The organism is Aeromonas sp. R4-1, from assembly GCF_040908325.1.
Taxonomy (GTDB): Bacteria; Pseudomonadota; Gammaproteobacteria; order Enterobacterales; family Aeromonadaceae; genus Aeromonas; species Aeromonas veronii.
On record NZ_JBFODM010000080.1, the window covers coordinates 1 to 20465 of the forward strand.

Here is a 20465-nt window from a genome sequence, read left to right on the forward strand (position 1 = left end):
GACTGTTACCAGAATGCGTTGGCGGAGCGGGTGAACGGGATTTTGAAAGGAGAGTTATTGCTACAAAGCCCGCAGGATTTGGCGCAAGCGCGGGAGATGGTGCGTGAAGCGGTGGATATTTACAACGCGGAGCGGCCGCATCATGCGTTGAAATACAGAACCCCCGATGCGGTACATAGGGGGGTTCTGAGTAGAGAAATGCTAGTTGAAAATGTGTAAACCTATTTCAGGACTAGACACTCAAGGGGTATCAGTCTTTCTTGGCCAGCAGGAACTGCACCAGCTTGTTGAACTGCTCTTGAGAGGTGATGGATTCAATCTTCACCATGTACTTGCCGTTCACCAGGAAGGCCGGTACACCGCGAATGTTGTAGCTCTCGGTGTTGCGATCGAACTGGGAGACCATGCCGGAGACGGCGAAGCTGTCGACGGCACCATCGAACTCTTCAGCCGGTACGCCGTTGTCCACGAAGATCTTCTTCACATCGTCACGGCTCATCGGCGGCTGACGCTGGGTGTGGATCTTGGTGAAGATGGCCGGAGTCAGCTTGGCTTCGGCATTGAGCAGGCTGGCAACAGCGTAGGCACGCTGCATCTCGGGGCCCATCTCGCGACCGAGGAAAGCAACCGGGTTCTTCTTGAGGGGCACACCCTCTGGCAACCCGGCCTTCAACTGTTCAACGATCGGTTCGAAGGTAGCGCAGTGCGGGCAGTAGTAGGAGAAAAACTCCATCACTTCCGGCTGAGCACTGCCAGTCTGTTTGACCACATCGTAGTTGACGCCTTCCTTGAACTCGGGGGCGGCGTGAACCATGGGGATCATCAGCATGGCAGCAAGGAAAAATAGAACTTTTTTCATGATGTTTCCTGTTAAGGGATCACTGTGAGGCACGCCCGGCGAACCGAAGCAGTGCCAAGCCTATTGTTTCGCCATGCTGACGTCAATGGTAAGGGCCGGAGATCGAGTCCCCCTTGCCGCGCAAGATCCCTTCTATTTCACCAGTTTGGCATCAGACTCAACGGCGGCGCCTTGAGTGCCTCCAGCTGATCGTGCAGTGTCGCAATCTGCTGGCGCCAGTAGTGATCGGTATTGAACCAGGGGAAGTGACGGGGGAAGGCGGGATCTTCCCAGCGCCGCGCCAGCCACGCCATGTAGTGAACGATGCGCATCGCCCGCAGCGGCTCGATCAGCGCCAGCTCCCGCGAGTCGAACTCCATAAACTCCTCGTAGCCCGCCAGCAGGGTGTCGAGCTGGATCTGCTGCTCGTGGCGCTCGCCGCTCAGCATCATCCAGAGATCCTGAATCGCGGGGCCGGTGCGGCAATCATCGAGGTCGACAAACATGGGGCCATCACGCCACAGGATGTTGCCCGGGTGGCAATCGCCATGCAGGGAGATCTGCGCCACATCCAGGGTCATGGCGTCGCTGACATGCTTGATCAGCTCGTCCAGCACCCCGAAGAATTGCTTCGCCAGCCCGCTTGGCAGCCACTCGCCAGACGCCAGCAGCTGACGCGGTTCGTGCAGCATGCTCTCCACATCGAGTCGCACCCGATGGTGGAACGGCTTGCTGGCACCGATCTGATGAATGCGACCGAGGAAACGCCCTACCCACTCCAGCTGATCGAGGTTATCCACCTCGAACTGGCGGCCACCGACGCTCTGCCAGATGGCAAAGGGGTAGCCCTCGTGCTCCAGCAGGGTCTCACCCGCGAAGGTGAGCGGTGCGGCGACCGGGATCTCCGCCTCTGCGAGGCGGGTGGCAAACTCGTGCTCCTCGAGGATCTGGGCCCGGCTCCAGCGGCCGGGACGGTAGAACTTCACCACATAGCTGCGACGATCCTCATCCTGAAACTGATAGACCCGGTTTTCGTAACTGTTGAGCTCGATAAGACCGGAGTCGAGCCGCAGGCCACTGAGATCGAGCGCATCCATGATGAGGTCGGGATTGAGGTCGGAATAGTTGAAACGCATGTCATCCACCATAAGAAAGGGGCGCCGTTGCGCCCCATTCTATCACTACTACCCGCCATTGCCGTGCTCGCTGGTGACCGGACTGGTGTCACGCCCGGCCCGCATCCACACGCAGTTACAACCGGCTGATAAACTTGCTGCCCTGGCGCAGGTTGCCCTTGCTGTCATCGGGCGCAGCCCCCTCCCGTTTCAGCACAAACTGGATATCCAGCGCCGGCCGTTTCAGGTTGTAAGGATCGACCGCCAGACTGACCGGCAGGGTGTAGATCTCGCCCGCCTTCAGGGTCACTTCACGGGGGCCGAACCACTGATACTCGGGCAAGCCCTCCACATCCAGCTGGTAGGTCTGGGACTGCAGGGTCTTGTTGAGGATCTTGAGGGTGTAGGTGTTCTCAATCAGCCCCTCGCTGTTTTCGCGGAACAGCTGGTTGCGATCCCGCAGGATATCGAGCCCCATCGGCATGATGGACATGGCGTTGTAGACAAACACCCCCAGCATCACCGCCATCACCAGCCCGTAACCGATCAACTTGGGCCGCGCCACATGGGTGGAGTCGTTGGCCAGCTTGTGCTCGGTGGTGTAACTGATGAGCCCTTTCGGGTAGCCCATCCGCTCCATGGTCTGGTCGCAGGCATCAACGCAGGCGCCGCAGTTGATGCACTCGTACTGCAGGCCGTCGCGAATATCGATACCGGTCGGGCAGACCTGCACGCAAAGATCGCAGTCGATACAGTCACCCAGCCCCATCGCCTTGGGATCCGCCTTGCGGGAACGGGCGCCACGGGTCTCGCCACGCTTGGTGTCATAGCCGACGATGAAGGTGTCCTTGTCGAACATGGCGGACTGGAAGCGGGCATAGGGGCACATGTGGATACACATGATGGCACGCATCCAGCCAGCGTTGCCGTAGGTAATGATGGTGAAGAAGATCACCCAGAACAGCACCCATCCGCTGGCCTGCAGGGTGAAGAGGTCCGGCACCAGTTCAGTTACATCCTGGAAGTAGGCGACGAAGGTCAGGCCGGTCACCAGAGAGATCGCCAGCCAGGCCAGATGCTTGGCCCCCTTGCGAGCCAGCTTCTCGCCGCTCCAGGGTGCCTCGTCCAGCTTGCGCCGTTTGTTGGCGGGCCCTTCCAGCTTCTCTTCAAACCAGATGAACATGAAGGTCCAGACCGTCTGCGGGCAGAGATAGCCACACCAGACCCGACCGAGGAAGGTGGTAATAAAGAAGAGTCCGAAGGCGGCGATCATGAAGAGCCAGGCGAGCAGGGTCAGATCCTGCGGCCAGATGGTGGCGCCAAAGATATGGAACTGCTGGTGACCGAGGTCGAACAGCACCGCCTGTCGCCCATCGTAACGCAACCAGGGCAGCAGCACGAACAGCGCCACAAAGAACCAGCCCATGGCCTTGCGCATCCGCTGCCAATACCCTTTCTGAGCCCGCACATAGATGCGGTTGCCCGGGTTGAATCTGTCGTCGCTGGCTTTGAACGTATTGGGGTTGAAGGTCCCGGTTACGCCCTTGTCGGTGACGTCCTTGATATCGATTTTATCGTGGTCGGCCATTGCAAGACATCGCTCCCTTATTTGTTATGGAGCGGATTATATCTTAAACAGCATGCTAATTGTGTGGATTAGATGTATCTAATATTGGGGTTGGATCTCAATTTTCGGCAACAAAAAAGCGCATCACCCCGAGGTGATGCGCTTCCGCTAAAGATTCACTTGATTCCGCGCGCCTTGAGCAGTGCCTCTTTGAAATCGGGCACATGATCCTTGGCCAGACCGGGGATCATCGCCTGCTTGTCGGATTCCCGCATTTTGAGGTGATAGATCAGCATGTCGTCGGTCAGCTCGGACAGAGGCCCTTCAAATCCCGCTTCTTGGGCCAGTTTGGCAACAAACTGCACCAGGCTGAGATCCTGTTCCTTGATCCAGGCAGGCTGCAACAACTCCAGCAGCTCTTCGATACGATGACATTGCATAGACAACCTCTTTAATCTGTCACGTTAAATTCAGGCAACCTTACCCATCAAGGCTACTTCGATTCGATCCCGCCCATTATGCTTGGCCTGATAGAGTGCCGCATCCGCTTTTTGGATCAAATCGGCGATTTTCATGCTGTTGTCCGGTATCAGTGTCGCAACACCAAAACTACATGTGACCCGACCGGAGACCAGCGATTTCTGGTGCGGGATGGCCAGCTCCTTGAGCGCCTGCCGCACATTGTCCGCCACCTGCAGTGCCCCCTGCATGCCGGTGCAGGGCAGCAGCAAGGCAAACTCTTCGCCACCGTAACGGGCCGCCAGATCGTCCTCGCGCCGCTCCACCTCGGCCAGCAGCCCCGCCACCTGTTGCAGGCAGTCATCCCCCAGCTGATGGCCGTAAAGATCGTTGAACTGCTTGAAGTAATCCACATCCACCAGCACCAGCGACAACGGCGCCCGGGCGCGATGGCAGCGCCGCCAGGCCCGCTCCAGAGAGTCGTCGAGATGGGCACGGTTGGCGATGCCGGTCAGGCCGTCGAGGCGAGAGGTGAGGCGCAAATGCTCGGAGACAGCCTTCAGTTCGGCAACCAGTTCGGCGTTGGAGAAACGGTGGTGGAGCGAGGCGATCTGATCCCGCCGCATCCGGCGCAACAGGGTCGGCAGAAAGACAAACAGATAGCCCGCCAGCATGCAGGAGACAATCCGCTCCTGCTCGTTGCCATTGCCCAGCTCGAACAGCATCGCCATGCCCAGCGGCAGGGCGGAACCATAGAGGGTGCGGCGGCTGCCAAACAGCATGATGGCGCTGCCGGTAAGAATGAGGCTGGAGAGCATCATCATGGCGGCCCGGTAGGTATCGGGCAGCTTGTCCATGTAGAGCAGCACCCCGAGGGCCCAGATGATGGAGGTGATGGTGGCTCCGATAAAGAGCTCCCGCTCCAGCACCGGCAACGGCGTCTGGTGCAGGCGGGCTCGGCGCCAGCGCAGGTGCCAGCCCCGACCCAGCAGCCACAGGAAAGTGCCTGCCAGCCAACCGAGCGCTTCGATGGCGGGTAGATAGTCGTGAAACAGCAGACTCCAGCCAAATGCCAACACGCCCAAACAGGGGAGACTGAACGATGCATGGGTATAGAGCTGGGCCATAATGGCCTGCTTAACCTGGCGTGTCACACTCTGGGTCAACTGAGTACTCCTGTACAAGAGCCGAGCAGTCTACCATTACCCCCTGACCCGCAACAATAAAGCGCCGCTTATTAAGAAGTTAATCAATCAATAACGATTTCTTCTGCGCTGGCAGGTGAGTCCTTGCTCACCCCTTCTCCAATTCGTCGAGGATCGGGCACTCGGGATTTTCATCCCCGTGGCAGCAGCAAACCAACCCTTCCAGGGAGGTAAGCATGGCCTGCAGCCCGGCGATGCGAGCGCGCAGATCGACGATCTTCTCCTGCGCCAGCTTCTTCACCTGGGCACTGGTTCTGTGTTCGTCCCGATAGAGCGCCAGCAGCTCCTGACACTCCTCCAGATTGAAGCCGGTCTCCCGCGCCCGCTTGACGAAACGCAGCTCGCGCAGCGCCCCCTCGGTGTAACTGCGATAGCCGTTGTCACTGCGTACCGGGGCAGTGATGAGGCCAATGCTCTCGTAATAACGGATGGTCTTGGCGGTCAGCCCAGTGGCCTTGGCAACCTTGCTGATGTTCATTTATGCCTCCTTACTGATCGGGTTGGATGCTGGCCCGTGCGCCGCCCTGGGCTGCCAGCGTTTCAATAACAGGGAATTGCTCAATACTGTGATGCTGCTTAGGGCCATGGCCGCCCCCGCCAGCTCGGGGCTCAGGTAGCCCAGCGCCGCCAGCGGAATGCCGATGATGTTGAATACGAAGGCCCAGAACAGATTCTGCTGAATGGTGCGCCAGGTCGCCGCCGAGATGTCGATGGCATCGGCCACCAACCGCGGGTCAGATCGCATCAGGGTGATGGCGGCAGTTTCCATCGCCACGTCGGAGCCGGAGCCCATGGCGATACCGACGTCCGCCGCCGCCAGCGCCGGGGCATCGTTCACTCCATCCCCCACCATAGCCACCAGCCCGCGGGTTTGCGCCCGCAGCGCCTCCACTTTCTCCACCTTGCCCGCTGGCAGCACGGAGTCAAAGGCCCCGTCCAGCCCCAGCTTGGCGGCGATATGGGCCACCGGTGCCGGTGCATCGCCGCTCACCAGCCAGCTGGCGATACCGCGCTGACGCAGGGTGGCGATAGCTTCCGGACTCTCGGGGCGCAGGGTATCGGCCAAAGCGGCGATACCAACCACAGCACCGTCGATGGCAACCCAAACCCGGGTCGCCCCATCGGCGGCTTGTTCATCCTGTTGCGGCGGTTCAATGCCGAGCTGGGCCAGCAGGGAACCATTGCCGATGGCGACACTGTGGCCCGCCACCTGACCGACTATGCCGGCACCGACCCGCACCTCGACCGCGTCGGGCTGAGGCAGTGCCACCCCGCTGCCGACCGCCTCGCGCATCGCCAGCGCCAGCGGGTGTTCGCTCGCCTGCTGCAGGGCGGCGGCCAGATGCAACTGCTCGTCATTGCCGCTCCAGCTAGCCAGCACAGGCTTGCCCTGAGTGAGCGTGCCGGTCTTGTCGAAGATAAGCGCCTTGATGGCGTGGGCCTTCTGCAGGGTATCCACATCCTTGATCAGAATGCCGTGGCGTGCCGCCACTCCGGTACCGGTGACGATGGCCGCCGGCGTTGCCAGCCCCAGCGCGCAAGGACAGGCGATCACCAGCACCGCCACAGCCGCCAGCAGTGCCTGAGCGAAGTCGTTGCTGATGGCGTACCACACCAGCAGGGTGAACAGGGCGATGGCCATCACCACCGGCACGAAGATGGCGGAGACCTTGTCCACCAGCTGTTGCAGCGGCGCCTTGCCCATCTGGGCGCTCTCCACCAGCGCGATGATCTTGCTGAGGCTGGAATCCTCCCCCACGGTAGTGGCTTCGATCTCCAGCACACCGGAGCGGTTGATTGCACCGCCCAGCACCTTGTCGCCCACACTGCGCGGCACCGGCAGGCTCTCGCCGGTGAGGATCGACTCGTCCAGTTCGCTGGCGCCGCTCACGATTTTGCCATCCACCGGCACCCGCTCGCCCACCAGCACCCGCAGCCGATCGCCACGCAGCACCTCGTCGATGGCGACGCTCTGCCAGTTCTCGCCACGCCAGACGGTGGCGGTTTCCGGCCGCAGCGCCATCAGTTCGCGAATAGCGGACTGGGTGCTGCGTCTGGCCCGTGCCTCCAGCAACTTGCCGAGGGAGATCAGGGTGATGATGATAGCGCTCGCCTCGAAATAGAGCTTGCCGCTGGCCGCCATCCCCAGCGTCAACAACAGATAGAGGCTGTAGAAGTAGGCAGCGCTGGTGCCGGTTGCTACCAGCACATCCATATTGGCTGCGCGGTTCTTGATGGCGAGCCAGGCACCGCGATAGAAGCGTCTGCCTACCCAGAACTGCACCGGGGTGGCGAGCAGCAGCTCCAGCCAGGCGGGTAGATGCCAGGGGAACAGTCCGGCCATGGCCAGCATCCCCACCAGCAGCGGCAACGTCAGCAAAGCCGAGACGATGACCCGGGTTTGAGCCTGACGGGCTGTGGCGGCCTCCTGCGCTTCCCGCTCCAGCAACTGCTGGCGGCGGCCGCTGGCCGAGCCTTGTGCCAGCTGGGCGCCAAAGCCGAGCGCTTCGATCTGCTCGCGCAAAGCGGCGGGCGTCTGCATCCCGGGGACCAGCACGATGCGGGCCTGTTCGATAGAGAAATTGACCTCGGCCGAGATAACGCCGGGCAGCGCGGCCAGCATCTTGTTCAACCGAGCCGAACAACCGGCACAAGTCATGCCGGTAATTTGGAACAAAAAGGTCTCGCTGCCGTAGTCGTAACCCTGACTCTTGATGCTGTCGAGCACCGCAGGCAGGCGATCGGGGCTGGCCAGCTCGATGGCCGCCTGCTCCAGCGCGAAGTTGACGGTGGCCGATACCCCGTCGAGCTTGTTGAGGGCGGTCGTGATGCGGCCTGCGCAGTTGGCGCAGCTCATGCCGCTGAGCGGCAACTGCAGATGAATGGGTGATTGAAGATGAGTGGTCATGTTGTTCCTCCCCGGAACCCGTCGGCACCACAAAACGCCGACGGGCAAACCCTAACCTTTACTGTAAGGGCAAGCTCAAGCCACATGCTCCACTTTTTGCAGATTAAAAAACGGCGCCCGTTTGCTGCCAGAGAGCAAACGGGCGCCGCATTCAGCTATTGCGCGGTGTGAGCTGAACTCAGATACCGTACTGAGCGCGGTAAGCCTTCATGGCAGCCAATTGCGCCGCCAGCTCCGGCTGCTCGGCCTGCTTCTCTTCCAGATAGGCAATCAGGTCGCTCATCTGGATGATGGCGATGATGTGGGCGCTGTAGTCACGCTCCACCTCCTGAATGGCGGAGAGCTCGCCCTTGCCCTTCTCCTGACGGTCCAGCGCGATCAGTACGCCAGCCAGCGAGGCGCCGTTGGCCTGGATCAGATCCATGGATTCGCGGATAGCGGTGCCGGCGGTGATGACGTCATCCACCAGCATGACGCGCCCCTTGAGCGGGCTGCCCACCAGATTGCCACCCTCGCCGTGATCCTTGGCCTCCTTGCGGTTGAAGCACCAGGGCACGTCCACATCGTGCTGCTCCACCAGCTGTACGGCAGTGGCGGAGGCGATGGGGATCCCCTTGTAGGCCGGGCCAAACAGCACATCGAACTCGATACCGGCATCCATCAGGGCGGCGGCATAGAAGCGGCCGAGACGGGCCAGATCGCGGCCGCTGTTGAACAGACCTGCGTTGAAGAAGTAGGGGCTTTTACGACCGGATTTCAGGGTAAATTCACCGAATTTGAGGACCTGTTTCTCCAGGGCGAACTCGATAAATTGACGCTGGTAGGCTTTCATTCTGGCTCCTTGCTTGGCTTGTCGTTGTCTTGTGTGGGGGTATAAAAAAACGCGGTCAATGCCGCGTTTTTAAAATTATGAAAGTGACTGCTTCTGCAGCGCAATGATGTCGGCGATGCCGCCCTTGGCGAGGGCCAGCATCTCCAGCAGCTCTTCGTGGGTGAAGGGCTCGGCCTCCGCGGTGCCCTGCACCTCGATGATGCGACCATCTTCGGTCATCACCACGTTCATGTCGGTCTCGGCGGCGGAGTCTTCGATGTACTCCAGATCGCAGATGGCTTCACCCTGATACATGCCGACGGAGACGGCGGCGATCATCTGCTTGAGCGGGCTCTGCTTGATCATGCCCTTCTCGACCATCCAGTTCAGCGCATCCACCAGCGCCACGCAGGCACCGGTAATGGCGGCGGTGCGGGTACCACCGTCGGCCTGCAGTACGTCGCAGTCAACTGTGATGGAGTGCTCGCCCAGCGCGGTCAGGTCTACTGCGGCGCGCAGGGAGCGGGCGATCAGCCGGGAGATCTCCAGGGTGCGGCCACTCTGCTTGCCGGAGGCCGCTTCGCGGTTCATCCGGGAGTGGGTGGAGCGTGGCAGCATGCCGTATTCGGCGGTTACCCAGCCCTGATTCTTCCCTTTCAGAAAGCGCGGCACGCTGGTGTCGACGCTGGCGGTGCAGAGCACGCGAGTGTTACCGAACTCCACCAGCACTGAGCCTTCTGCATGTTTGGTGAAATTGCGGGTAATGGTAACCGGGCGAAGTTGCGCGGCACTGCGATCGCTGGGACGTGACATGGAACGGACCTCTGGGCTGGCTCAAATTGGCGGGGGATTATAAGTGATCCCGCCCCAAATATCAGCCGCTAAAACCACGGCATCGGCTGACGAGCAGGGCCGGGCTGAGTATACTGGCCGCACACTTCATCAAGCCCGGAACAATCAATGATTCACAGCATGACCGCCTACGCCCGCAAGGAATTCAAGGGCGACTGGGGCACAGCCGTTTGGGAAATTCGTTCGGTAAACCAGCGCTATCTGGAAACCTACATTCGCCTGCCGGAGCAACTGCGCAGCCTGGAGCCGGTACTGCGTGAGCGTTTCCGCGCCAAGCTGCAGCGCGGCAAGGTGGAGTGCAACCTGCGTTTTGAAGCCGCTCAGGCCGCTGCCAGCCAACTCCATATCAATGAAGAGCTGGCCAAGCTCATCATCGACAGCGCCAACTGGGTAATGAAAGAAGCAGGCCAGGGCCAGCTCAACCCGGTCGACGTGCTGCGCTGGCCGGGCGTCATGGCTGCCGCCGAACAGGACATGGACGCGGTCGCCACCGAGCTGCTCGGCGGTTTTGACCAGACCATGGAAGATTTCCTCGCCTCCCGCGCCAGCGAAGGGGCCAACCTCAAAGCCCTGATCGAACAGCGTCTGGCCGGTATTCAGGTGGAAGTGAAGAAGGTGCGCGTCCACCTGCCGCAGATCATCGAGTGGCAGCGCCAGAAGCTCACCGACCGTCTGGCCGAAGCCAAGGTGGAGCTGGATCCGGCCCGCATCGAGCAGGAGATCGTCATGCTGGCCCAGAAGATCGACGTGGCCGAAGAGCTGGATCGTCTGGAGATGCACATCAGCGAGACCAACAAGATCATGAAGAAGGGTGGCGCCTGCGGCCGTCGTCTCGACTTTATGATGCAGGAGTTCAACCGCGAGTCGAACACGCTTGGCTCAAAGTCGATCAACGCCGAAGTGACCCAGTCCGCCGTCGAGCTGAAAGTCCTTATCGAGCAGATGCGCGAGCAGATCCAGAACATCGAGTGATGGGTCACTGACCATCCGGTTGTTGCCTGCAAAAGAGCCCTTGATTCCTCAAGGGCTCTTTTATTTTCAGGCCATCGCACCTGTCGCCCGCCGCCGGTGAGTCAACTGCTGGGGAGCGCCCTAACCTATCGGCATCAACAGCGCCGGTTGGTGCGGGTCGCTCAGCCGCTCGGCGAGGTAGTCCACCAGCAATCGAACCTTGGGGGAGAGGTGGCGGTTATGGGGATAGAGGGCCCAGATCCCCTCCGCCGGAGCCCGCAGTTCGGGCAGCAGCTCGATCAGCTCCCCCCGGGCCAGATGGTCGCTCACGTAGTAGTCCGGCAGCTGGATGATGCCGATCCCCTTGAGCGCCGCATCCAGCAGGGCATGGCCGCTGTTGCACTGCAACAAGCCGCGCACCCGCACGCTGTGGGGGCGGCCATCCAGGGTGAAGTGCCACTCGTCGCTGTTGCCCACCAGACTGGTGTGGCGAGTCAGCTCGGAGAGGCTGTTGGGCATGCCGTGGCGGGCGGTGTAAGCCGGTGAGGCGCAGACATAGGGCACCCGCTGTGCCAGCTTGCGCGCCACCAGCGTCGAATCCTTGAGATGGCCGAGCCGCAGCGCCAGATCGTAGCCCTCGTGCACCAGATCCAGCAGCTGGTTGGTGAGGTTGAGCGTTACCTCCAGCTGGGGGAAACGCACCATGAAGTCATTCACCAGCGGGGCGATGCGGCTCTCGCCGTAGGAGACGGGGGCCGTAATGCGCAGGGTGCCCTGCGGCACCGCCTGATGGCTCCCCACCGCCAGCTCCGCCTCGTAGAGGTTGTCCAGCAGCTGACGACAGTGGCGATAGTAGATCTCGCCAAGTTCGGTGAGCCGCACCTGACGGGTGGTGCGCAGCAGCAGCTTGGCCTGCAGCCGATCTTCCAGCTGTGCCACCTGACGGCTGACTTGTGCCACCGACACTCCCAGCTTGCGCGCCGCCGGGGTAAAGCCCCCCTGCTCCGCCACGCTGACAAATTCACAGATCCCTTCCCAGCCGAACATTATTACCTGTGTGTAAAAGTGATTTGAGATTTGCCCTCATTATCACCAAATCGACGGGAAACTACACTGAATGTCCGAACTCATCTCTGTTCACCCTGCTCAACAAGAAGGATGTCATTCATGGCACAGGTTCAAAGCATCAAGTGTAAAGCCGCCATCGCCTGGGGCCCGGGTCAGCCCCTCTCCATCGAAGAGATCGAGGTCATGCCGCCACAAGCGGGCGAGGTGCGGGTGCGCATCGTCGCCACCGGCGTCTGCCACACCGATGCCTTCACCCTCTCCGGTGAAGATCCGGAAGGGGTCTTCCCCTGTATTCTCGGCCACGAGGGGGGCGGCATCGTCGAATCGGTCGGCGAAGGGGTCACCAGCGTCAAGGTGGGGGATCATGTGATCCCGCTCTACACCCCCGAATGCGGCGAGTGCAAATTCTGCAAATCCGGCAAGACCAACCTGTGCCAGAAGATCCGCGCCACCCAGGGCAAGGGGCTGATGCCGGACGGTACCACCCGCTTCTCGAAAGATGGCCAGCCCATCTATCACTACATGGGCACCTCCACCTTCAGCGAATACACGGTACTGCCCGAGATCTCCATCGCCAAGGTAGACCCGGCCGCCCCGCTGGAAGAGGTCTGCCTGCTCGGCTGCGGCGTCACCACCGGCATCGGCGCCGTGATGAACACCGCCAAGGTGAAAGAGGGTGAGAGCGTCGCCATCTTCGGGCTGGGGGGCATCGGCCTCTCGGCGGTGATCGGGGCTCGTCTGGCCAAGGCCGGTCGCATCATCGCCATCGACATCAACGAGAGCAAGTTCGAACTGGCCCGCAAGCTGGGCGCCACCGACTGCATCAACCCGAACGATTACGACAAACCGATTCAGGAGGTGATCGTCGAGCTGACCGATGGCGGCGTCGACTTCTCCTTCGAGTGCATCGGTAACGTCAAGGTGATGCGTGCGGCGCTGGAGTGCTGCCACAAGGGTTGGGGCGAGTCGGTCATCATCGGCGTGGCCGGAGCGGGTCAGGAGATCAGCACCCGTCCGTTCCAGCTGGTGACCGGTCGGGTCTGGCGCGGCAGCGCCTTCGGCGGGGTACGCGGTCGCAGTGAACTGCCGAGCTATGTGCAGCGCTACATGCAGGGCGAGTTCCGCCTCGATGACTTCATCACCCACACCATGCCGCTTGAGCAGATCAACGAGGCGTTCGATCTGATGCACCAAGGCAAGAGCATCCGCACCGTCATCCACTACTGAGCATGATCACCCCGCCCGCCATCGTGGGCGGGGTGCAGGAGTCCTTCGATGAATCTGGAGATTATCAGCAGCAACAAGAACTTCGGCGGCTGGCACAAGCGCTACAGCCACAGCTCCAGCGTGCTCGGCTGCGAGATGCGCTTCGCCATCTATCTGCCGCCCCAGGCCCTCACCGGCCAGAAGGTGCCCGTGCTCTACTGGCTCTCCGGCCTCACCTGCACCGATGAGAACTTCATGCAGAAGGCGGGGGCCCAGCGTATCGCCGCCGAGCTGGGCATAGCACTGGTAGCACCGGACACCAGCCCTCGCGGCGACGGCGTAGCCGACGACCCCGGTTATGACCTCGGCATAGGGGCAGGCTTTTACGTCAATGCCAGCCAGAGCCCTTGGCAGACTCACTACCAGATGTATGACTACGTCACCCGCGAGCTGCCTGACTTGATAGAGACCTACTTCCCGGTCTCGACCCGACGCGCCATCAGTGGCCACTCCATGGGCGGTCACGGTGCGCTGATCGCCGCGTTGCGAGAGCCGGGTCGCTACCGCTCGGTCTCGGCGTTCAGCCCGATCTGCCACCCGAGCCGCTGCCCCTGGGGCCAGAAGGCGCTCGGCGCCTACCTCGGCAGCAATCCCTTGTTGTGGCAGGAGTGGGATGCCTGCCAGCTGCTGCGCCACCAGCCGGTCACGCCGCTACCAACCCTGGTGGATGTGGGGCTGGATGATCCCTTCCTCGCCGAGCAGTTGCATATCGATGCGCTGGCCGAGGTGGCAGCCAGCAAGGAGTGGCCGCTGGAGCTCAACCGCCACGAGGGCTATGACCACAGCTACTACTTCGTGGCGAGCTTTATCGAGGCGCACCTGCGCTTTCACGCCCGCCACCTCTAATCAAAACAGGCCCGTTGCGGGCCTGTTTCAGTTGTGGTGATCGGTTGATATCAGCTGCCCGCTCGGGTCACGCCGCCGGAGCCTGCGATCTGCTGCTCCACCTTGGGATCGCCCCAGTAGGCGATGTTGCCTGAGCCGGCGATGCCGACTTTCAGCGTCTCCTGCGCCCGTACCGCCACATCACCACTACCGGCGATATTGACCTCTACCTCGTTGCCGCGCATCTCGCTCCCGAGCACGTCGCCAGATCCGGCAATGTTCAGCTCGATGGCCTGTGCCGAACCGCTGCCCAGCTCCAGACTGCCGGTGCCAGCGATATTTCCTTCCAGCCGTTTCAGCTCCAGCTGACTGGCGACGATGTCACCGGTACCGGCCACCGACAGCACCAGCTCATCGCCCTTGAAGCCGCTCAGATCGCCGTTGCCGGTCCCGGCCAATGCCAGTTCGTTCAACACCGGCAAGGTGATGGTCAGCTCCACCGGCTCGGTAGGATCGAGCCGGTAACCCTCCTTCACCTCGATCTCCAGCTTGTCGCCACTCTCGGTCAGCACCAGATAGGGCAGCAGGTTCTCCTGCCCCTTGATCAGGATACCGCGCGGCTCCCCCGCAACCAGATGGAGGGTGGCAGGCACCCCCGCCAGCACCCGGGTCACCCCGTCACCAAGCGCCTGCTGGCGCTCGACCACAGCTCCCGTTCCGGTCACTCTGGTCTGATCCAGCCAGTGACAACCACTGAGCCCTGCCATCAACATGACAACCATCATCCATTTCATCGCTACTCTCCTCCTTATGTGTTGGCCATCCAGGGCCAATTGGTTTTCATGCTCTGCAAAGCGTGAGCCAAAAATTAACCTAATGATTCAAAAGGAAATAACCATTTCAACCAGAACAGACAGAAGAATCAAGAGAGCCATTTAGACCATATTTTGGTGAAAATAACCATTCTCGAACGGATATGATTGTGGCTGATTGGCGGGTCGTCCTGCCGGTCACTATGCTGACAGCCCGTGGAAGTTTTTAATTGCCCTGCCGGTCTGTTGAGCCAATAGTGGTACTTCGTGCGTACCAAGCTCTCCATTGCGGTAATGTCATTACCACTGTCTTGTCAGTCTTCACTGCCAACAAGGAGCCAGAGCGTGACCCAAGCAAGCCCTCTCTATGCCACCGCCACCGGTCTGCCGGAACCGACTCGCACCCCGCTGCTGACCGGCAGCGATCCCGAGCAGAAACGACGCGAACTGCTCACCTACTTCTGCCAGACCTTCGATCTCTACGACTCGCTGTTCGACTGTCTGGCCGATGAGCGGGCCTGGTTCAACAAGGCGATCCCGCTGCGCCATCCGCTCATCTTCTACTACGGCCACACCGCCGCCTTCTTCATCAACAAGCTGCTGGCGGCACGCCTGATCGACCAGCGGCTGGATGCCCGCATCGAGGCCATGGTCGCCATCGGGGTGGACGAGATGAGCTGGGACGATCTGGACGAGACCCACTACGACTGGCCCAAGGTCAGCGAGCTGCGCAGCTATCGGGCCAAAGTCCGTTCTCTGGTGTGCGATTTCATCCGCCAAATGCCGCTCACCCTGCCCATCGACTGGCAGAGCCCGGCCTGGGTCATCCTGATGGGGATAGAGCACGAGCGCATCCACCTCGAGACCTCCAGCGTGCTGATCCGCCAGTCGCCGCTCGCCTGGGTGCGGCAGCAGCCTTATTGGCCCGCCTGCACCGAAGCCCGCCATCGCATTGATCAGGTGCCCGCCAACAGCCTGCTGCCGATGGCCGGCGGCAAGGTGCGCCTTGGCAAGCAGGACGCCACCTACGGCTGGGACAACGAATATGGCGAGCGCCATATCGAGCTGGCCCCGTTTCAGGCCAGCCGCATGCTGGTGAGCAATGCCGAGTACCTCGCCTTCGTCCAGGCGGGGGGCTATGGCCAGCAACAGTGGTGGGATGAGGAGGGATGGGGCTGGTGCCAGTACGCCAAGGCGCAGATGCCCACCTTCTGGGTCGGCGACCCCGCCGAACCCGGGCAGTTGCAGCTGCGGCTGATGACCGAGCAGATCGCCATGCCCTGGGACTGGCCAGTCGAGGTAAACCAGCTGGAGGCGGCTGCCTTCTGTCGCTGGAAGGCGGCCCAGACCGGACTCCCCATCCAGCTGCCGAGCGAGGCGGAATGGATGCTGCTGCGCGAGCAGCTACCCGGCGATCAGCCGGACTGGACGGAAGCCCCCGGCAATATCAATCTGGCCCGTTTCGCCTCCTCCTGCCCGGTGGATGCCTGCCCGCAAGGGGAGTTCTTCGATCTGGTGGGCAATGTCTGGCAGTGGACCAGCACCGCCATCGACGGTTTCGACGGCTTTAAAATCCACCCGCTCTACGACGACTTCTCCACCCCCACCTTTGATGGCAAGCACACCCTGATCAAGGGCGGCAGCTGGATCAGCACGGGTAACGAAGCGCTCAAATCATCCCGTTACGCCTTCCGGCGTCACTTCTTCCAGCATGCGGGTTTCCGCTATCTGGTCTCCCGTTATCAGGAACCCGTTATCGTGAATCCCTATGAAACCGACACGCTGGTCGCTCAGTACCTCGACTTCCAGTACGGCCCGAGCCACTTCGGGGTCGCCAACTACGCCAAGACGCTTGCTGATCTTGCTGGCGAGCTGTGCAGCAACCACCAGCGGGCACTGGATATCGGCTGTGCCACCGGCCGCGCCAGCTTCGAACTGGCCCGCCACTTCCAGCATGTGGACGGGGTCGACTACTCGGCCCGCTTCATCGATGTGGCGCTGGCCCTCGCCAGCCAGGACAGCTTCCGCTATGCCATTCCGCTGGAGGGTGAACTGGTGGAGTATTGCGAGGCGCGCCTGTCGAGCCACGGGCTGGGGGCGAGTCAGGCTGAGCGCATCCACTTCAGTCAGGGGGATGCCTGCAACCTCAAGCCCAAATATGACCACTACGGTCTGGTGCTCGCCTCCAACCTGATCGACCGGCTGCGGGAGCCCGCTCGCTTCCTGCGGGATATCGCACCCCGACTGCGCAGCGGTGGCCTGCTGGTGCTCACCAGCCCCTATACCTGGCTGGCGGAATATACTCCGCCCGCCAACTGGCTCGGCGGCATTCGCGAAAACGGCGAGGCGCTCACCACTTATCAGGCGCTGCAACGACTGCTAGCGGCGGAGTTCGAGGAGCACTGCCCGCCGCGGGATGTGCCTTTCGTCATCCGCGAAACCGCCCGCAAATACCAGCACACGGTGGCGCAGCTGACTGTCTGGCGCAAACGCTAATCCGCCGGTCGACATGCAGATGAAAAGAGGGAGGCCAACGGGCCTCCCTCTTGTTATGACAGCCAAAACGGCGCGAGTATCACTCTCCCTGCTCGTGATAGCGGCGCGCCAGCACGGCGCAGACCATCAGCTGGATCTGGTGGAAGATCATCAGCGGCAACACCATCACCCCGACGCTGGCGGCCGGGAACATGACGTTGGCCATCGGCACCCCGTTGGCCAGACTTTTCTTGGAACCGCAGAAGACGATGGTAATCTCGTCCGCCTTGTCGAACCCGAGGCGACGGCTGATCCAGACGTTCCAACAGAGTACCAGCGCCAGCAAGACGCAGCTCAGCAACACGATACTGGCCAGATCGTACCAGCCTACCTGATGCCAAATCCCCTGCACCACCGCCTCGCTGAAGGCGACATAGACCACCAGCAGGATGGAGCTCTGATCCAGCTTGCCGATGAGCGGCCGATGGCTGTCGACCCAGCGACCAATCAGCGGACGCGACAGGTGGCCCACCACAAACGGCAGCATCAGCTGCATCATGATGGACTGGATGGAGTGCCAGGTGTCGATCCCCTCCCCCTGCACGTGGATCATCATTCCCACCAGCACCGGCGAGAGGAAGATGCCGAGGATGCTGGAGGCCGAGGCGCTGCACACCGCCGCCGACACATTGCCCCCTGCCATCGAGGTGAAGGCGATAGCCGACTGCACGGTGGCTGGCAAAGCGCAGAGATAGAGGAAGCCGAGGTAGATGGCCGGGCTCAGCCAGCTCGGCACCAGCGGGGTGAACAGCAGCCCCAGCAGCGGAAACAGCACGAAGGTGCTGAGCATCACCACCAGATGGAGCCGCCAGTGACCGAGGCCCGCCAGCAGGTTCTGGCTCGACAGCTTGGCGCCATGCATGAAGAACAAGAGTGCCACCGCCAGCTTGGTCAGCAGACCAAACCAGACGGCCACCTGTCCCTCGCAGGGAAAGAGGGAGGCCAGGGTGACCACCGTAATCAGCACAACAGTAAAGGGATCCAGACGCACGAAAGGTCTCCATCAGAAGGGCATCCTGCTGCCATGGCGGCAGTCAGGATTGGGGAAGACAAGAAACAGAGCGGGAGATGTCTGGCACCTCCCGCTAAAACGAACCTCCAGCTTACCCCGATAACGGAGAGGCGCAACGTTGTGCTGCGGTTAATTGTTCATCAATGCTTAACGCCTTTGCTTTGTCGAATAGCGGAAGTTGATGACCCGCGGCCAGATAGCGCCAAACCGGCGCTAAATGGATAAAAAAACGGGCGACCCAAGCCGCCCGTCCCGCTTTTTCGCTCAGCCGATCAGCGCTGGCTGACCAGCTTGCCGTTGCCGCTTTTCTTCTCATTGCCGGCGAGCTTGCGGGCCTGCCGCTTCTCGAAGCGGGAGATCCACCAGTAGGCCAACGCCGAGAAGACCGCAGTCATAAAGACGTTGATGAAGAAGGCGCGCACCAGATCCACCCCGGCCGGGAAGGCGGAGGCGCTCATGCTCACCACGAAGATGGCGATCAGCACCGACACCACGCCCATCCCGAACTTGCGCGACCCCATGCGGAAGTCGCGGGGGGTATCGTCATGTTTCCAGCGGAACACGAAGTAGGCCACCATGATGAAGATCGGCGGCAACATGGCTGTACCGGCGGTGAGGTTGATGGCGGTGTTCATCATCTGCTGCACCGACTCGGAGCCGAAGCCGTTGACCACCAGCATCGCGAACACGAAGACAAACTGCCACCAGGCGGCGCGCACCGGCACGCCGTGCTCGTTGAGCTGGGTGGTCTTCTCGCCGTAAACCCCCTGCGGGATCTCGGAGAAGTGGATCTTCACCGGCGCCGAGGTCCACATCATCATGGAGCCGAACATGGCGATGAACAGCACCACGCCGACGAAGCGGCCCACCAGCGCCTCGGAGAGCCCGAAATACTGCGCCATGCCGGTGAAGATCTCCACCATGCCGCCGGCATAGGTGAGGCTCTCGCGCGGCACGAACACGTTCACCAGCAGGGAACCGACCGCATACATGGCACCGATGACGATGCCCGCACTGATGATCACCTTGATGAAGGACTTCTGGCCCCCCTTCACGTCATTGAGGTAGGCCGCCGCCGTCTCGGCACCGCCCGCCGCCTGGAAGATCCAGCACATGATGCCGAGGGTCGCCCAATTGACGGTGGGAGTCATCGCCTCCAGCGTGATGGGCTGGGCCGGCATATGATCGCCACTCAGAGCCATCAGGGCACCCAGCACATAGATGGCGAACAGGGCAAACACCCCATAGGCCACTATTTCGGCAATCTTGCCAAGCCAGCTCGCCCCCTTGGTGGAGATATGGGTCGCCGCCGCAAACAGCACGATGGAGATGATCGAAGTGACCATGGGGGAGAAGCTGTACTCATAGCCCAGCATGGCGTAGGAGGCGTAGGCGATGACGTTGGGTAGCAGAGAGACGAACCAGAACAGGTTTACGAACCAGTAGAGAAACGAACCCAGATAGGCCATCCGGGTGCCGAGCGGCTTTTTCAGCCAGTCGTACATCCCCGACTCGGAGTTTTTATTGGCCGAAACGAACTCGGCGATGATGAAGACGAACGGAATGAAGTAGACGATGGTCGCCAGCAGGAAAATGGGGGCGGAGCTGAGCCCCAGCTCAATGTTGTTGTTGACGATGTTGCGCACGTTGAACACGGCGGCAAAGGTCATCGACAACAGAGCAAACTTGCCTATGGTGCCGCGTACGGATTCAGACATGGTGTCCTCCAGTGGACTCGCGCTCCCTGCGGGTAACGCTGTGACTCTGTGATGTGTTCGGCAAGGGTCTGTCGGCCCCGCGCTTTACTCTCTTGTTATGATCGGGCCGCGTGGACGGCCTCGTTGGTGAACCGGTGCAGTCTCCCGCACCGGCTCGCAATACCAGTCAGACGATCGGGGTGCCCGGCGCCATCGGCACCCGCGGTTGCAACAGTACGCTCTGGCTCTCGTCCGGGGTCTCGGCGCAGAGCAACATGCACTCGGAGCGCTCGCCGCGCATCCTGGTGGGCTTGAGGTTGGTCAGCACCACCACCTCGCTGCCCATCAGCTCATCTTCGCTGTAGTAAGGCACCAGACTGGTGACGGTCTGCAGCGGCCGCTAGCCACCCACGTCGATCTGGACGATGTAGAGTTTGTCGGCCCCGGGGTGACGCACCACCTCCAGCACCTTGCCCACCTTCATCTCGACCCGTTTGAATTCGGCAAACTCGATCGTCTCGCTCATGCTCTTTTCCTTCTCTGG

Annotated in this window: 18 protein-coding genes and 1 pseudogene; 5 read left to right on the plus strand and 14 right to left on the minus strand. The window is 61.3% G+C overall.

The window, feature by feature from the left end; all coding sequences use genetic code 11:
• Window positions 1-219: integrase core domain-containing protein (locus AB5Y90_RS14860; RefSeq protein ID WP_368166549.1), on the plus strand; the 219-nt coding region annotated here is incomplete at its 5' end.
• A 31-nt stretch (window positions 220-250) separates the two neighbouring features.
• Here the strand turns inward: AB5Y90_RS14860 and AB5Y90_RS14865 are convergent.
• The 9 genes from AB5Y90_RS14865 to rph form a co-directional block, all read right to left on the minus strand.
• The gene (locus tag AB5Y90_RS14865) at window positions 251-859 is read right to left on the minus strand and encodes a thiol:disulfide interchange protein DsbA/DsbL (RefSeq protein ID WP_005339604.1); all 609 of its coding nucleotides are present in this window, start codon (window positions 857-859) and stop codon (window positions 251-253) included.
• Window positions 860-996: 137 nt separating this feature from the next.
• Window positions 997-1986, minus strand: a complete 990-nt coding sequence (locus AB5Y90_RS14870; RefSeq protein ID WP_257686842.1) for a serine/threonine protein kinase — start codon at window positions 1984-1986, stop codon at window positions 997-999.
• 103 nt (window positions 1987-2089) lie between these two features.
• Window positions 2090-3541, minus strand: a complete 1452-nt coding sequence (gene ccoG / locus AB5Y90_RS14875) for a cytochrome c oxidase accessory protein CcoG (protein ID WP_005357450.1) — start codon at window positions 3539-3541, stop codon at window positions 2090-2092.
• Window positions 3542-3696: 155 nt separating this feature from the next.
• Entirely contained in the window at window positions 3697-3960 is a 264-nt protein-coding gene (locus AB5Y90_RS14880) for a YihD family protein (RefSeq protein WP_005339598.1), read from the minus strand.
• A 30-nt stretch (window positions 3961-3990) separates the two neighbouring features.
• Window positions 3991-5145 carry a GGDEF domain-containing protein gene (locus AB5Y90_RS14885; RefSeq protein ID WP_005339596.1) on the minus strand — a complete coding sequence of 385 codons (1155 nt, stop codon included), beginning with the start codon at window positions 5143-5145 and terminating at the stop codon, window positions 3991-3993.
• 127 nt (window positions 5146-5272) lie between these two features.
• Window positions 5273-5662 (minus strand): Cu(I)-responsive transcriptional regulator, encoded by a 390-nt coding sequence (cueR, locus tag AB5Y90_RS14890; RefSeq protein ID WP_005356117.1) that lies wholly within the window; start codon window positions 5660-5662, stop codon window positions 5273-5275.
• A complete protein-coding gene (locus AB5Y90_RS14895; RefSeq protein WP_368167094.1) occupies window positions 5663-8092 on the minus strand; it encodes a heavy metal translocating P-type ATPase in 2430 nt (809 codons plus the stop codon).
• 178 nt (window positions 8093-8270) lie between these two features.
• Window positions 8271-8924 carry an orotate phosphoribosyltransferase gene (pyrE, locus tag AB5Y90_RS14900; protein ID WP_257696742.1) on the minus strand — a complete coding sequence of 218 codons (654 nt, stop codon included), beginning with the start codon at window positions 8922-8924 and terminating at the stop codon, window positions 8271-8273.
• Between the two features lie 75 nt (window positions 8925-8999).
• Window positions 9000-9716, minus strand: a complete 717-nt coding sequence (gene rph, locus AB5Y90_RS14905) for a ribonuclease PH (protein ID WP_368167096.1) — start codon at window positions 9714-9716, stop codon at window positions 9000-9002.
• 147 nt (window positions 9717-9863) lie between these two features.
• On the opposite strand from rph, the gene AB5Y90_RS14910 reads away from it, so the two are divergent.
• A complete protein-coding gene (locus AB5Y90_RS14910; RefSeq protein WP_033135406.1) occupies window positions 9864-10727 on the plus strand; it encodes a YicC/YloC family endoribonuclease in 864 nt (287 codons plus the stop codon).
• A gap of 120 nt (window positions 10728-10847) precedes the next feature.
• Here AB5Y90_RS14910 and AB5Y90_RS14915 read toward each other — a convergent pair whose 3' ends face one another.
• Window positions 10848-11753: a LysR substrate-binding domain-containing protein gene (locus tag AB5Y90_RS14915; RefSeq protein ID WP_368167098.1), complete on the minus strand. Its 906-nt coding sequence runs from the start codon at window positions 11751-11753 to the stop codon at window positions 10848-10850.
• A gap of 120 nt (window positions 11754-11873) precedes the next feature.
• On the opposite strand from AB5Y90_RS14915, the gene AB5Y90_RS14920 reads away from it, so the two are divergent.
• Window positions 11874-13001, plus strand: coding sequence for an S-(hydroxymethyl)glutathione dehydrogenase/class III alcohol dehydrogenase (locus AB5Y90_RS14920; protein ID WP_139734425.1), 1128 nt, complete (start codon window positions 11874-11876; stop codon window positions 12999-13001).
• Window positions 13002-13049: 48 nt separating this feature from the next.
• Window positions 13050-13886, plus strand: a complete 837-nt coding sequence (gene fghA, locus AB5Y90_RS14925; RefSeq protein WP_368167100.1) for an S-formylglutathione hydrolase — start codon at window positions 13050-13052, stop codon at window positions 13884-13886.
• A gap of 50 nt (window positions 13887-13936) precedes the next feature.
• On the opposite strand, the gene AB5Y90_RS14930 is transcribed toward fghA, so the two are convergent.
• The gene (locus tag AB5Y90_RS14930; protein ID WP_368167102.1) at window positions 13937-14659 is read right to left on the minus strand and encodes a head GIN domain-containing protein; all 723 of its coding nucleotides are present in this window, start codon (window positions 14657-14659) and stop codon (window positions 13937-13939) included.
• 363 nt (window positions 14660-15022) lie between these two features.
• Here AB5Y90_RS14930 and ovoA point away from each other — a divergent pair, with 363 nt between their 5' ends.
• Complete coding sequence (ovoA, locus tag AB5Y90_RS14935) at window positions 15023-17173, plus strand: 5-histidylcysteine sulfoxide synthase (RefSeq protein ID WP_368167104.1); 2151 nt, start codon at window positions 15023-15025, stop codon at window positions 17171-17173.
• A gap of 79 nt (window positions 17174-17252) precedes the next feature.
• On the opposite strand, the gene AB5Y90_RS14940 is transcribed toward ovoA, so the two are convergent.
• The 3 genes and pseudogenes from AB5Y90_RS14940 to AB5Y90_RS14950 all read right to left on the minus strand — a co-directional run bounded on the left by AB5Y90_RS14940 (window position 17253) and on the right by AB5Y90_RS14950 (window position 20447).
• Window positions 17253-18203 (minus strand): bile acid:sodium symporter family protein, encoded by a 951-nt coding sequence (locus tag AB5Y90_RS14940; RefSeq protein ID WP_368167105.1) that lies wholly within the window; start codon window positions 18201-18203, stop codon window positions 17253-17255.
• Between the two features lie 293 nt (window positions 18204-18496).
• A complete protein-coding gene (locus AB5Y90_RS14945) occupies window positions 18497-19942 on the minus strand; it encodes an amino acid permease (protein ID WP_368167107.1) in 1446 nt (481 codons plus the stop codon).
• 166 nt (window positions 19943-20108) lie between these two features.
• Window positions 20109-20447: pseudogene (locus tag AB5Y90_RS14950) on the minus strand (tRNA-binding protein).
• Between the last annotated feature and the right edge of the window lie 18 nt (window positions 20448-20465).